Consider the following 14,500-nt stretch of genomic DNA (forward strand, 5'->3'; position numbering starts at 1 on the left):
TTGCGTGTATGGCCTTATTTGAGCGTGGTCGAGTTACTTTTTAAACAAAGCCTACCGCCCCACAACAGCTATAGAATGCCATTCCTGGCGGCCAATGTTGTCTGTGACTCTTGCCACCACCCAGTGGTCGCCTGCCGGCACATTGTAGCCTATGGTCCAGGTGACCGATGTTCCGGAGCCGGAGAGGGTTGCTGGGCGGTACGAAGCCGCGTCGCCGTCCATTGCCATCTCGACCCTTGCCACTCCGGCGCCGCTTGAGGCCGTGCCGCCAAATGTCACGATGCCGGCAGTCACCTGCGCGTTGTTTGCCGGAGACGTTATCTGGACTGCGGGTGGCGTGTTGGTTGTAGTTCCTGTTGTTGCCGTCAGACCTATAGAATGCCATTCCTGGCGGCCAATGTTGTCAGTTACGCGGGCGACAAACCAGTGGCTGCCTGCCGGAACGCTGTATCCTATGCTCCAGGTGACAGAGCTGCCAGAGCCGGACAGCGTGGCTGCCCTGTACGAAGCTGCATTGCCGTCCATGGCAAGCTCTACCCTTGCCACTCCGGCGCCGCTTGAGGCCGTGCCGGAGAACGGAACCGTCCCGGCAGTCACCTGCGCGTTGTTTGCCGGAGACGTTATCTGGACGGCAGGCGGCGTGTTGGTGGTGCTGCCTGTTGTGGCTGTAAGGGCTATGGAGTGCCACTGCTGCCCGCCTGCGTTATCGGTGACCCTTGCTACAAACCAGTGGCTGCCGGCCGGCACATTGTAGCCTATGGTCCAGGTGACCGACGTTCCGGAGCCGGAGAGGGTTGCTGGGCGGTACGAAGCCGCGTCGCCGTCCATGGCAAGCTCTACCGCCGCAACGCCGGCGCCGCTTGAGGCCGTGCCGCCAAATGTCACGATGCCGGCAGTCACCTGCGCGTTGTTTGCCGGAGACGTTATCTGGACGGCAGGCGGCCCGCTGCCGCCGCCACCGCTTGTGATGGTCACGGTCTGCTGCGCCGTGGCCTCGTTGCCCGAGTGATCCACGGCGGTCCACGTGACGGTTGTGGTGCCTACCGGAAAGCCCGCAGAGGGGGCGTCGTTGAACACTATAGGCGAAGGATCCGCGCCGTCGCTGACCGCCGGGTTCCCGAGGTTGACCTGGGTGAACTGGCCCGTGCTTTGCGCGTTCACGTTTGCAGGCGCGGTTATCGACGGAGGCGCGATGTCGCCTGTAACAGTCACGTTAAACGTGGCCGTCCCCACGACGTTGTTTTGCGCGTCCCGGGCTGTGCAGGTCACGACGTTGTTGCCAAGAGGAAACGTCGAGCCCGAGGCTGGAGTGCAGCTTGTGGCAGAGGCGGCGCCGCTGTGGGTGCTGGTCGCGCCGTATGTGACTGTCCTGCCTCCGGCGCCGGAATACACGATGTTGTCTATGGTAAAGTCGGTGCCCCCGTCGGCGCTGGCCGGCGGGATAATGGCAGTAGTATTTGTCGTCGTTGTTATTGCAGCAAAAGGATCGCCGGCAGGATACGACGCAACGCCAGCGAAAATGCCGAGTGCCAAAAGCGACAGAATCCACAGGCCCAGTGCAAGTCGCGATGATGAGGAGGGGGAGGAAGACCCGAGCCGCATCTAGGTCGCCCCCGGGTACACGCGCACCCTTATCTGCGTCGATGTCGTGCTCCCAGACGCGTTGCGTGCAGTGGCCCTTATCGTGTGCGAGCCCCTCGCAGTCACGGTAAGGGTATGCGACCAGGTGGACCAGTCCCCGGGAGCCCCGGGCGTGGCATTGACGGCAGTCTGAGAGTCGAGCGAGACGGTGACCAGGTTTATCTGCTGTCCGCCGGGGTCCGATGCAGTGCCCCTGACTGCTATCTGCACGCCGCTTGAAGGTCCTGTCAGCACCGAGCCGGCGGCAGGGGCGGTGATCGTTATCTGCGGGTGACCCGTCGACGGGCTCGTGGCGGTGCCGGGGATGATGATGATGCGCGAGACCGAGGGGACGCGCGACCCGTTCAGCACGTGGATCATGTACGGCCCGGGGGGCGCAAGCCTGCCGTTGATCGGCGCCTTCACAGTGACGCTTGAAGAGCCCCTCGACGTTATCGGGAGCCAGAGCAGCCGCTGGTTTGCGTCGTGGTGGTGCGTGGTCGCCATGAGCCTCACAAGGGACACCGAGCCGATGTCGGCCGCGTTCGGGGTCGGGATGGTTATCGTTCCGTCGTACGGCCCCACCACAGGCTGCGCCGAGATCGTGGGCCTCGTGCTCCCGAAATACCACGGCTGGAATATCTCGGTGCGGGGCTCCCACTCTGTCGCGCTTGGCGTGCCGCTTGCAGTCCAGATCCTTCCGTCTGCCAGCAGCAGGGCCACTGCGTGGTACGTCCTGCCTATCGTGGCAGGGGCGTTTATGGTGGTCCACCTGTTTGCAGCAGGGTCGTACATCTCGGGCCGGGTCACAAAATCCCTGCTGTTGCCCCCCGTGCCCCCAAATACCACCACCTCGCCTGTCGGCAGTATGATGGGCAGGAGGTAGCGCCGGGCAAAATTCATGGAGGCCGCTGACCTGATTGCAGGGCGTATGCCGTCGGTGGACGCATTAAAGTCAAAGATTTCGGCGGTGTTGGTCGCAGGCGGCGCCGAATTGGGGTTGCCCCCGGCTATAAGCACCCGGCCCCTTTCGGTCAGCGTGTTTTGCAGCGGGAGCAGGATAGAAGTGCCATAGTCGCGCCAGGCAGAAAATATCGTGGTGCCCACGGCTGTGTACCGGCCGTTTGAGGGATCCCAGACAAAGAGGGCGTTTGACATGCCGCTGATAAAGACGAGGCCGTTTGGCAGCAGGTGCATGCGCGGGTAGATGGATATCCCCTTGACCACGTTGTTGTAGCACGGAGTGCCTGAGCCGGGGACGCCGGTGCCCTCGCCCACGCAGTACGTCTGGGTGGACGAGGTGTCGCTCACTATAGAGTGTGTCCTTGTGGCAGGGTTGTAGACCTCCGTGAGCGCGTTGCTTGCGCCAAACTCGTCAAGGCCGCTGCGGTTCGCAACCCTGCCGTCGGGCAGCACCACCTGCGTCGGGTACCATTTTCCGTGCGCAAGGGAGGCAAGCTTGGTGAAGGTGCTGTTAGAGGCGCTGAATTCATAGACTGCGTTGAGCCCCCAGAACATCCCGTTTGGCGTGTCAATGTCGTACGCCTCGGTGCCGCCGGTGATCAGTATGTTGCCGTTGGCAAGGTGGTTGAGGTTGCAGCAGAACAGGTCCTCTGCAAGGTCAAAAGTCTGCTGCGTGCCCTGGTCGGCGTCAAACGTGACTGCCCTGAACGGGCCGCCCTTGAACGGCAGGTGGTAGCCGGAGCCCTGGATCAGAAGGAGCCTGCCGCTTGGAAGGACGCACGAGTGGATGGCTATTACGGGGCAGTCTGGCCCCCGGACCCACGAGCCTGAAGTCTGGGCGCTTGCCTCGGGCAGGATAGAAGAGCCAGAGCCGCTGTTGCTGCTGCCCTTGCCCATAATCCCCACGAGGTCGGGCGCAAACCTGGCAGCGGCCAGGACTGCCGTCCCGGCCCCGAGCAGTTTTAGAAAATCGCGGCGGCTTATTCTGCTGTTGCCGCCGGCGTTGTTATTGTTATTATTACTACTACTATTATTATTGCCACCATCGCCCGACATGTGGTAGGTTTGAGAGAGCCCGCTATCATACAAAGTTGATTGCCGCGATTGCCATTTTGTTTAGAGCTGATCTATTCAGCAAAAAGGAGATTTAGCTTTCACGTGCCAAACATGGCGCAGAATGTGGCCGGATTTAGCCGGCTTTTTGCAAACATGACATTCCAGAATCTGATCACCAATTCTCTTTCTCTCTTTCTTTTTCTCTCGCTATTTTTCTCCTGTGCACTTGTACAGATAGCCGCAAAAACGCGCAGCGGGCGCTGCAGCAGCTGCCGCCGGGCACAGGACGACTGACGGCAAACCTCTTGTAATCATTCTGCATATAGTACGTGATAACTGCGATGGGGTTTGCAGCTGCTGCGGCAGGGGCGACGATTGCGGCCATGCAGTCGCCGATGCAGGCGGCTGTGGCAGGGCTTGTGCTGCTTGTGGTGGGCCTGGCCCTTGTGTCTGCGCATGCTCCGGCAGAGCAGCAGCTGCCGCTGCCACCGTCCGTGCACAAAGAGGATGAAAAAGAAGAAGACGAGAAAGAGCAACAGCAACAACAGCCGCCGCCGGCCAGCCACGAACCGACTACTACTACTGCGGCAGCAGACGAAGACGATGCTGCGGGCGGAGGCAAGCAGGATTTGGGCATCGCCCACCAGGCGGCGACGGTGATGATAAAAATGGACGATTCGCTTGAAATAAAGTCAAGGCTCAAAAAGGACGTAAAAGCCAGCGAAGAGGCGGAAGAACAACAACAGGAACCTTTTTCCTATGCATGGAACCACGGGATTGCAACAGGCAACAGCCACTTTGACGGGTTTGACGACATGATACTCCAGGCCACAAGGGAACACAGGTTCCCCGACCCGCTTGTCATCAAGTCGCAGATGCACCTGGAATCGTTCTTTGACGTTTACGCTGTGAGTAGGGACACGCCGTGCGAGCAGCGCCGGCCGCAGGACTGGTCTGCCGACGAAGGGCGCTCGTACGGCCTGATGCAGATAACGCCTGCATGCAACCCTGCCAGCTACGGCAGGTGGGGCATGCTCCTTCCAGACGGGCACCCGAACCTGTCGAGGGAGGGCTCGCCAACCTGGCAGGGCTCTGTCTTTAACCCTTCAAACAACATTCCATTTGGAGTGTACGAAATGAGCCGCGCCTACAACCACGTAAAGTCTGCTTTTCCCGGCTGCACGGAAGATGACTACATAAAGATGGCCCTGTCGCAGTACAACGCGTCTGCCGGGTCGGTGACTGGCTGCGGCAAGTTCAGCGAGAAAGGAGCCGCATACGTCGCCAGAGTCATGGAGACGTACAGCCGGCTCGCAGGCACGATACTGCTTCGGTCCTAGAGACAGCTCCTAAGACGGTTTTGCCAGCGTAGCTGTAGAGATGTTGCTTGCGACCATGCCGTAGCGCGTTGACGGGTTCCATCTGAGGTTCCGCTTGAAAACCACGTCAAGCGTGCTTTTGATCGTGAAAAAGTCCAGCAGCTGCTTGTAGCCGACGACCATCAGCGGCGCAAAGGCCAGTGATTTCCAGTCGTCCTCGTCAAGCATGATCGCGATCGCCCCAAGCACAAACTGCAGGCTGGTAAAGATTACGAACGCGATCAGGAGCATGAACCACAAGTCGTACAGGATTGCGATAAAGATGAACGCTGTCACCACCATCCCCAGAAACGGCAGCGTGAGCATCGTCAGCAGGACGAGCGGGTACCCGTACTTGTAGACCATGCCGTACTTGGGATCGGACATGACGTCCTTGTGCTTGAGGAGCGTCTGCAGGTTTCCCCCCTGCCACCTCAGCCTCTGCTTGTACAGGTCCTTCACCCTTTCGGGGACTTCGGAGTAGGACAGCGCCGTGGCCGCCATCACGACTTTTTTGCCCATCTTGAGCACCTTGATTGTGATGTCAAAATCCTCGGTCAGCGTGTCGCTGTCGTACAGCCCGCTCTGCACGAGGTACTCTTTTCTGAACGCGCCGAGGCCGCCGGGCACAACCATCACGACGCCGAAAAAGGCGTACGCCCTCTTGAAGAGGCTGACTCCGACAGCGTATTCGAGAACCTGTATCCTTGCGAGAAACTTGCCCCTGTTGAGCACCTTGGGGTTGCCGGCTATCGCGGCGATGCTGTCGTCCTCAAACTGCCTCACCAGCTCTTTGAGCGTGTCCCGGGCGATTATGGCGTCTGCGTCTATCACGACGATTATCTCGCCCTTGGCAAAGCGCAGGGCGCTGTTTATTGCAGACGCCTTGCCCCCGTTCTCTTTTTTGATGACGTTGAACCTCCCCGGAGGCGCCCTGTTTATGTAGCTGGACGCTATGGCCCACGTCCTGTCCTTCGACCCGTCGTCCACGACTATTACCTCCTTGTTGGGGTAGTCCACCTCCAGGAGGGCGTCAAGCGTGCGCTCTATCCCGGCCTCCTCGTTGTACGCAGGGACGATTATGGTCACGGACGGGAAAAACAGGAGCGGCTTTTGCTTCTTTGCTGCTGCCTGCTCCATCTGTTTGTGCTTGATTGCAAGGGGCAGGTTCACAAGGGCGTAGCTGAAGCTGAGCGACAGGCCAAAAGAGATGAGGACGCTATACAGCGTGCTGGCCTCAAGCAGGGCATAGCCCTGGTACATTGCAATGGCCACTGCGATTCCTATAGGCAGCATGTAGATTATGATGAATGGAAAGCTTGGCCCATTGCGCGCCTTCCTGTTCTTTTTTGCGGGGCGCCTTTTTTGCGCGCCAGTTGCAGCGTCGTTCCTGCGCTGCTGCCACCCAAAGCTTGCCACAAGGTATACCGACACGGGGAGGGCAGAGAGCAGCCCCATCAGAAGGACGTAGCTTTCGGTCCCGACCACAAAGCTGATCAGTATCACGTAGGTCAGGACGGACAGCACCACGAGTTTCAGCATCATATGCGAGTCTCTACCGCCTTCCTTTCTTGCTTGGTTGTTTTACGCCTGTACGCTTGCCGGCACGCCTGGCTGGGTGACATGCGGCGCTGCTGCTGTTGCTTCTTCTTCCTCCTCTTCCTTCGGCTGTGCTGGCTGTTGTTGTTGCTGCTGCAGCTGCTCCGCCTCGGCCATGGCATGGGAGATGTGGCTCACCAGCTCGGCCTTGGCGTCAGAGATGCTGTCAGATTCTATCGTGGCTATCCCGTACGTCGCCGCCATCGATCTCTCGTCGTCGTCCAGCCTCGGAATGGCCAGCAGTATTTTGTTCTGGGCTGCAACGTCGACGAATTTTGCGATTACTGCCAGCAGGGCGGTGCGGCTGTTGCTGCTTTTATCGCCGGCGACGCCTGCCCTCCTGTCTACAAGCTCTGCGACGGCGTGCGGATCACCGCTATGGAAGGCGCTGACGCCCTGCATCCTCCTCCCCCTGTACGCGACAATGGCAAAGTGGTGCGGGACGTTTGACCTGCCCATCACCAGCCCCATCTCCAGGGCGTCTATCCCAAGCGCCCGCAGCTCTTCGATTATCGAGAGCACATAGTCGGACTCCCGGATGAACTTTTCCAGCCTGATCAGATCTATGCTGTACGCAGGCAGCTTCATGAGCTCAAGGTCTCCTTCCAACGAGTGCCTGCCGCAGCGCTCGCACGTGTACCTGATGTCGAGCCGTGGGCTCATCGAGTCGCAGTTGAGGCATTTGAAGAAATTGCTCTGCTTTGAATAGTCCACCCCTATTGCCTTCAGCCGGGTGTTGCACTTGTCGCACAGCAGCTCGCCGTCCAGCGTCTGGAACTTGTAGTCAAAGTCAACGTTGTTGCAGGGCAGGTGCCTTATCACCTGCCCCTTTTCGATGTTGGCCGACTTGCAGAACGTGCACGTGTAGCTGGCTAGGAACTTGAAGCCGTCGCACGAGCCGCACTGCATCACAGAGCTCGAGTCCTCCTCTTCGCTTGCAATCCCTTCTCGCTGCAGGATCGACAGTATAGCAGATTGCTCCTCGATGCTGAACACGCTGAGCTCCTTGTAGCTCACCCTCCCAACCGATAGATCGATATAGGGAACAACCTTTGCAATGCCGTTTTCTTTGATATAGTTTAGTGCTCTGGAAATATTTCGGCCGATGTACTTGCTAGCAGATATAGTGGACTGCATCTCCATGCGGAAGCCGAATCGTTTATGAAAGTATTGATTCCGCCGGAGCATGAGAACGTGAGAAGATGGCTCCTGCAAGAAGCTGGGCCTCTCATGCAGAGCATCATTTTGCTTCATAAAGTGGGCAACGCATAATCAATATTCAGTTTAAGCAATCTTTTAGGGGATGCATAGTATCTTTGCGGTGTAAGATGGATTGTTATAGAATTTCATCTAGGAATTGTAATAGAGACGTTACCCTCAGACCTTTAATACTATGCCATTTCCCGTGACGTGAAACCACAATGAGAAATGGTTTTACAAATGGGAACCCAACAGGTTGCGGCCTGGTCCTGGGGCTGGTCATCTCCATGATAGGGATGATGGCATTCCAAGGCACCGGAGCTTTTTTTCAGGAGGCAGCAGCCCAGTTGGCGGCGCCAGATGTCGCAATAACATCTCCGGCGCACAACGCACAGGTGACTGCGGGGACAGTGACCTTCCGGGGTACTGCATCTAGCGGGGCAGGGGTTGCCCGGGTAGAGCTTGCCATGGACGGCAGCTTTGCCAGCTACAGGAGCGCAGCTTTGTCACAAGCGGGCGCATCATCGGTCACCTGGTCTATAAACTACAACATCCCCTCTGGCTATCACTATCTGGTGGCCAGAGTGACAGACAACTCGGGGAGGCAGGACTGGCACTCTATAACCGTGAACGGAGTGGCAGGGAGCAGCGGCAGCAGCAACGGCGCGCTGAACGTGTCGGCCAAGATAGCTGCCACGGGCAGACAGCTTGGCATGTATTACGTGCTCACAGGGCCGGGCGGACAGCAGCAGACCGGCTATACGCCGGCAAGCATCAGCCTGGCAGCAGGACAGGGGTACTCCATCAACCTGAGCAACTACCAGCAGTACACCTTTGAGCGCTGGGAAGACAACGGCAGTACGTCTGCGACAAGGGCATTCACGGCTCCTGCCAGCGGCGGCCTGAACCTAGTGGCCATCTACAGGGACGCGACTGTGAGCGGCACGCCCGGCACGCCTACAGCCGTCCAGATAACGTCGCCGGCAACCAACGCACAGGTGACTGCGGGGACAGTGACCTTCCGGGGTACTGCATCTAGCGGCGCCGGAGTGGCAAGGGTAGAGCTTGCCATGGACGGCAATGCAGCTTCGTACAGGGCAGCCACGCTGTCCGGCTCTGGCAGCTCTGTCACCTGGAGCATAGGATACAGCGTTCCGGCAGGCAGCCACTGGTTTGTCGCCCGCGTAACTGACAACGCAGGCGCGCAGCAGTGGCACTCCATATCCCTGACGGCAGCAGCTGCAAGCAGTGGTGGCGGCAGCAGCGGAGGAGGAGGTGGCGGCAGCAGCACAGGCATAAGGACAGGCAACTCTGTATTCGACCAGTACGACTCGCTGATCGTGGCCTCTGCACAGAGGTACGGCTTTCCAAACCCGATGATCATAAAGGCACAGATGGCGCAAGAGTCAGACTTCAAGTCATGGGTGGCAAGCAGGGACATCCCTTGCGGCACTCCGGGCGGCTGGACGGCAGAAGAATCGCACTCGTACGGCCTGATGCAGATAACGCCTGCATGCAACCCGCCGGCGTACGCCTTGCTTCCAAACGGGCACCCGAACATGACCCAGGACACCGGCTCGCAATACTGGCCGACGTCAGTATTCAACCCCGCGTACAACACTGACTTTGCCGTAAGGGCGATGGACAGCGTGTACGACTACATGAAGAGCAGGTTCCCGGGATGCACCGAAGGCCAGTACATGAAGATGAGCCTTGGCGCATACAACTCGGGGAATGGCTCGGTGTACGGATGCGGGTCCTGGAACGACAGGGCAAACACGTACATAAACTACGTCATGTCCAAGTACCAGTACCTGGCAGGCATGGCAGGAATGCCGACGACGCTCTAGACGACGGGGGCAAGCGCAAAAGACGGAAGAGAAGAAGGAGGAGGACGACACAGTTCCCCTCCTCCTTCCCCCTTTTTTTCCTTTTTTCTAACAACGCTATAGCGACTTTTTGCAGGCAGGAAAACGGCGATTTTCAAACAGCACTGGTGAGCGGGCGCAGACAATCAGGCTTTCTGGCCCATCTTGTCCCCGCCGCCTTTTTTCCACACCTGGATCTGCCCGCCATACACTTCGTCATTGTAGACGAACCCGGGTATTTGCGCATAGTACCCTTCTCTGCCAGTGCTGAATGTCTTTGGAGGCAGCGGGATCTCGTGCTCGGTCCCGTCCGGCATCCTGATTATGGCAAACGCGATCTTGCTTTTAGGCTTCTGTGGAGAAGCGCCGTTTTCTGCTGTGGAGGACATGTCGTGTATCTTTCTTTTAGGAAGAATCGGCTATTATAAAATAATGGCGCCGGAGGCGGTTCTGCCGCAAAAGCAGCCATCTCTCTTTGGGCGCAACGAATGACGTTTGCGTATATGCATACACATGCTTCTTTTTTTGGCAAGTAACAACAAGGAAATCTGCTGCGCTGCCGGCTGGTTTACGGGACTGAAAACGGCAATTGCTCTTTTTGGGATTATTTCAATATCATAATTAAATGAATGTAATATAATCAAGCTACCTTGATATTTCTTTTAAAATTATTGACGGCAAATGTTGATAATTCAAATTAACAGAACGGTCACGCGCAAGCCTCAAAAACGATGCTTTTCGGCATTTGCAGGTTGGATCCGAAGCAACAGATTCGGCAAAAAAGGAAAGACAGAGTTGCGTCGACGTTTCTGGCTGTATCTGCAGCGGCAGCCCTTCTGATGCTAGTGTCGGGGGCAGTCCTGCAGGCTGCCGGCCACTCTTTTTTTGGCCAGGCCAGGGCAGAAGAAGGGAAAGAAGCTGGCCGGGGAAACATCGTTGTCAACAGGCTATCGACGGCTGACGGGAAGAGCCTTAACATGTGGGTGACCGTCAAGGCCGAAGGGGAAAGCGAGCCGCTCAAGGCTTCCTGGCAGACGCCGTGGGAATTTGAAGGTGCAGCAGGCACGACGTACATGGTCAGGGCGCACAACTGGTCTAAAGGAGGGTTCTTTTTCTCGCACTGGGAAGACGGGAGCACAGGCCGCGACAGGCTCGTTGCGCTCGAGGCAGGCAAGACTGTGACGCTGACTGCGTACTATGACGTGCGGACAACCGGTCAGGACAACAGCGCGGCAGCCTCCACCGCTACTGCCCCGCCCCAGCAGCAACCGCTGCCGCAGCAGCAGGCAATCCAAAACACCGACAGTAGCGGCGGCAGCAGCCCGCCTACTCCAAGCAGCAGCGGCAGCACACGCTCCACAGGCGTCTATGTCCCGCTGTACAAGTATCCCGATTTGGGGGACTCTGACGGCATGTGGAACGCTGTGATAAAGGCTAAAAAGGCGCACCCGGCGGTCCCGTTTGCCGTCAGCGTCAACCCGTCAAACGGCCCCGGCTGGTCTGCTGATTCGCGGATAAAAAGCGCGATAGGCGAGCTCAGGGCGGCAGGGGTGGAGCACGTGCTCGGTTACATCCCGACGATGTACGCTACCGAGCCGTCCGGCAGGACGATGGCTGACCTCAAGAGGATGGTAGACAACTACAGGGCGTGGTACCCAGAGATGGACGGGCTCATGATGGACACGGTGGCGGCGGGAGCCGACAAGGTGTGGTTCTACAAGGAACTTGTGAGCTATGCCAAGTCCAAGGGCTTTTCGTACGTAAAGGCAAACCCGGGAGCCAAGGTGGACAAAGCCTACTTTGAAGTGTTTGACAACATTTCCATCTACGAGCGCTACGGCGCGCCGTCGATCTCTACCCTTGCGTCAAACACCTTCAACAACCGCGACGGTTACGGGATAGGCAAGTTTGCCTTTACAGCCAAGGGCGTAGCCGGCCTGGACACCGGATACCTTGAGGACGCCAGGGACTATGTCGGGTACATGTACATGACAGACGACGGGGGCGGCAACCCGTACAACACCGTCCCGCCGTACTTTAACAGCATGGTAGAGGCGCTCGACTCTTAGAGAGGGCTTTTCTTTCCCCCCTCCTCCCCCTTTATTTTTTACAGACGCCATGCACGCGTGGTGTAGTATCTTTCTTTTAGGGCAGGTGCAGAGCGGCAGCGATTCCCGGCAGCTTGCTGTGTCCTCATTCTCTGCAATGTCGCTGATGATTGACCGGCTTGTGTGGTTGCAGTCGTTTGCACAAGGTACAGCAGGGGCGTGTCCTATTGCACAATGGACGCCCTGGCTATAACCACACTGTGTGTCAATCAGGAGCTGATGTTTGACGGGAAAGACGGCGGCAAGAAAGCGACCATTGGAGTAGTGCTGTCCATAGCTGCGATAATCATGATAGCTGGAGTCACAGCTCCTTCCATCACCGGCAAAGTATCGTTTGCAAATACCGGTGCCCAGGGGCAGCAACAGCAGGAGACAATTCCGGCGGCCCCCTCCTCTGCATACATTACGGCAGACGATGTCTATCAAAAGGCTGAAAATCCAAGCCCCCAAAAGAGAACCTATACGCTTATCGCGCAGAACGCCGAAATCGAGGTGTCAAATGGCGTAAAGGCAAAGGTGTGGACATATAACGGGACGGTGCCCGGGCCCACCCTGCGGTTCACAGAGGGGGACGAGGTGACTGTCAGGTTCGTAAACAAGACGCCCTATGCGCACACCATACACTTCCACGGCAGCCACAATTCTGAAAACGACGGCGTATTCCCGCAGGTGCCCCCGGGAAAAGAGTACACGTACCGGTTCGTCGCAGAGGAAGCGGGACTTTTCATGTACCACTGCCACGCGTTCCCGACCACCGAGCACGTCCGCATGGGCATGTTTGGCGCGATGATCGTCGATCCCGTCCACCATGCGATGGAGCCGGCCAGAGAATACATGTTTGTGCTGAGCGAATTTGACGCAAAAGACCCTGTGGCCACCATCACGGAATTCTACCCTGTCAACGGCTACCCGAACCAGTACATGGACAACCCCATCAGGGTGCTGGAAGGCGAGACTGCCAGATTTTACGTGATCGGGATCGGAGGAGTCCTGCAGTCGCCATTCCACATACACAGCACGATCTTCAAGGTATGGCAGTCAGGCATCCTGTGGAACGCCCCGCACCACGCCCAGACCCACCTCATAGCCAACGGCGACACTGCCATAATAGAGGCGAAATGGAGCGAGGCCGGGAGGTACCTGTTCCACGTGCACGGGATACAGGAAGAGCGCGGGTCGATGGCATTCATCGACGTTGTCAAGGACGCGTCGGAGCTGAAGGCTGTCGAAAGGCCGAGCAACATGCAGGGCAGCAAATCGATGATAGAGTGGCAGGAAGGGTTGATCAGGACTCTGGAAAAGCCGGAGGTGACAGAATACGACGGCAACCCGGACGACTCGCAGGCAGGCGCTTCTTCTCCTTCCGGTCACGGCGCGGGCCACATGCAAGGCACGGGCGAAGAGGCAGCAGTAGTAGCAGCAGCAGTAGCTGCAAACAGCGTGTCCATAGTGAAGGGCTCTTCCAACCCGGACATGACAGGCAGTAGCAGCAGCCCCTACCAGCCGCACACGGTCAAGGTCAGCCCCGGCAGCAGCGTGGTATGGGAAAACGACGACAACGCAATGCACACCGTTACAGAGGCCGAAAGCAATGCGTTTGATTCAGGACTATTGCAGGCCGGCGCCCAGTGGGAGCACATGTTTGATACAAAAGGCCAGTTCCAGTACTACTGCACGCTCCACCCGTGGATGAAAGGCTCGGTGATCGTGGAATAGAGGGATGCCGAGACGGCGACGGTGGTTAGATCACCTCCTTCATCCACACTTGCCTTTCTTTCCATTCCTTTTTTCCGCTTTCCGGTGTACTTGAAAAGAAGTTTCTTGGCATGTCACAGATTTGTGTCTCTCCTAACGATCACGATGCAGATTTGCTAACTGGTGTTATAGTATGCGGTTATTGTCGTATTTTCTTTGATTGTTAGCATTCTGACCCTTTCGATAGTTCCGTCTTCCCAATGATCAAATGTCCTGTCCTTGTAGTTGCTTGCGTACACCTTGTACGTGGCTGTGCCAGATGCAGTGCTCGGCTGGGGATCCACTATTGTCCACATGTGGAGCATCCGGCTGCCATCATCAAGCGAGATTGCCTTTACTGTCAGATCTGGCTTTTGCCCAGCTCCTCCTGCGTACACGAGCGGAGTAAATCCCCTCAGCGTGTCACCCGTGTCATAGTACGCAGTAAGCACAACAGTCTGGGTTGTTGCTGTTGTATTAGTAGTATCAGCAGGTGGCAGAGTTATCACCCGGCTTTTGCCTGTGCTATTGTCGTCCCAGTGGTGAAAGGTTATGCCGTCATAGTTTGCTACCGATACCCTGTACTGGGTGCTGGCAGTACCTGTGAATTCCAGTGGTGTATAGCCGGACTTGATCAGGGTTCCATCCATAGCGCGGATTGTGGTCCACATCTTGCCTAATGGATCGCTAGAAAGGTCTCTAGATTGAACTGTCAAGGTAACTTGCTTTGGTTCAGAGGGTGGATGGGCAAGTGCAAAAGTCAGGCCGGCAGGTCTGCTCAGCCCGCCGCTGCCAGCTGGGACAAAGTTGTCGATGAAAACCCCTGTTGTACCGTTGTAGCGCTTGATTTCGTGTGTGAAATAGCTGGTTACATACAGGTTGCCGTCTGGGCCAAATGCCAGGTCGTCAAGGTCTAGCAGGTCGTCATTTCCCAGATTCACAAAGTTGTCGATGAAAACCCCTGTTGTACCGTTGTAGCGCTTGATTTCACCTT

The 14,500-nt window shown here is 57.4% G+C and carries 10 protein-coding genes; 4 read left to right on the forward strand and 6 right to left on the reverse strand.

Features of this window, described 5'->3' with window-relative positions:
* Positions 1 to 51: 51 nt before the first annotated feature.
* Entirely contained in the window at positions 52 to 1,602 is a 1,551-nt protein-coding gene (locus tag WKI84_RS11630; protein ID WP_337863725.1) for an Ig-like domain-containing protein, read from the reverse strand.
* On the reverse strand, positions 1,603 to 3,639 hold the full coding sequence (locus tag WKI84_RS11635; protein ID WP_337863726.1) for a galactose oxidase-like domain-containing protein: 2,037 nt from the start codon (positions 3,637 to 3,639) through the stop codon (positions 1,603 to 1,605).
* Between the two features lie 329 nt (positions 3,640 to 3,968).
* Between WKI84_RS11635 and WKI84_RS11640 the strand changes: the two genes are divergently transcribed.
* Positions 3,969 to 4,979: a lytic transglycosylase domain-containing protein gene (locus tag WKI84_RS11640; RefSeq protein WP_337863727.1), complete on the forward strand. Its 1,011-nt coding sequence runs from the start codon at positions 3,969 to 3,971 to the stop codon at positions 4,977 to 4,979.
* Between the two features lie 9 nt (positions 4,980 to 4,988).
* On the opposite strand, the gene WKI84_RS11645 is transcribed toward WKI84_RS11640, so the two are convergent.
* Together WKI84_RS11645 and WKI84_RS11650 are read right to left on the reverse strand one after the other, a co-directional pair.
* Positions 4,989 to 6,542: a glycosyltransferase gene (locus tag WKI84_RS11645; RefSeq protein WP_337863728.1), complete on the reverse strand. Its 1,554-nt coding sequence runs from the start codon at positions 6,540 to 6,542 to the stop codon at positions 4,989 to 4,991.
* Positions 6,543 to 6,581: 39 nt separating this feature from the next.
* Positions 6,582 to 7,739: a hypothetical protein gene (locus WKI84_RS11650; RefSeq protein ID WP_337863729.1), complete on the reverse strand. Its 1,158-nt coding sequence runs from the start codon at positions 7,737 to 7,739 to the stop codon at positions 6,582 to 6,584.
* A gap of 404 nt (positions 7,740 to 8,143) precedes the next feature.
* Between WKI84_RS11650 and WKI84_RS11655 the strand changes: the two genes are divergently transcribed.
* On the forward strand, positions 8,144 to 9,646 hold the full coding sequence (locus tag WKI84_RS11655; protein WP_337863730.1) for an Ig-like domain-containing protein: 1,503 nt from the start codon (positions 8,144 to 8,146) through the stop codon (positions 9,644 to 9,646).
* A 164-nt stretch (positions 9,647 to 9,810) separates the two neighbouring features.
* Here the strand turns inward: WKI84_RS11655 and WKI84_RS11660 are convergent, their stop codons facing one another.
* Positions 9,811 to 10,053 carry a hypothetical protein gene (locus WKI84_RS11660; RefSeq protein ID WP_337863731.1) on the reverse strand — a complete coding sequence of 81 codons (243 nt, stop codon included), beginning with the start codon at positions 10,051 to 10,053 and terminating at the stop codon, positions 9,811 to 9,813.
* Between the two features lie 450 nt (positions 10,054 to 10,503).
* Here WKI84_RS11660 and WKI84_RS11665 point away from each other — a divergent pair, with 450 nt between their 5' ends.
* The gene (locus WKI84_RS11665) at positions 10,504 to 11,733 is read left to right on the forward strand and encodes a spherulation-specific family 4 protein (protein WP_337863732.1); all 1,230 of its coding nucleotides are present in this window, start codon (positions 10,504 to 10,506) and stop codon (positions 11,731 to 11,733) included.
* Between the two features lie 198 nt (positions 11,734 to 11,931).
* Positions 11,932 to 13,488, forward strand: a complete 1,557-nt coding sequence (locus tag WKI84_RS11670) for a multicopper oxidase domain-containing protein (RefSeq protein WP_337863733.1) — start codon at positions 11,932 to 11,934, stop codon at positions 13,486 to 13,488.
* 155 nt (positions 13,489 to 13,643) lie between these two features.
* Here WKI84_RS11670 and WKI84_RS11675 read toward each other — a convergent pair.
* Positions 13,644 to 14,500, reverse strand: an 857-nt coding sequence (locus WKI84_RS11675; protein WP_337863734.1) for a hypothetical protein, incomplete at its 5' end; no start/stop codon positions are given.

The sequence above is a fragment of the Nitrososphaera sp. genome, assembly GCF_037447015.1.
Taxonomy (GTDB): Archaea; Thermoproteota; Nitrososphaeria; order Nitrososphaerales; family Nitrososphaeraceae; genus Nitrososphaera.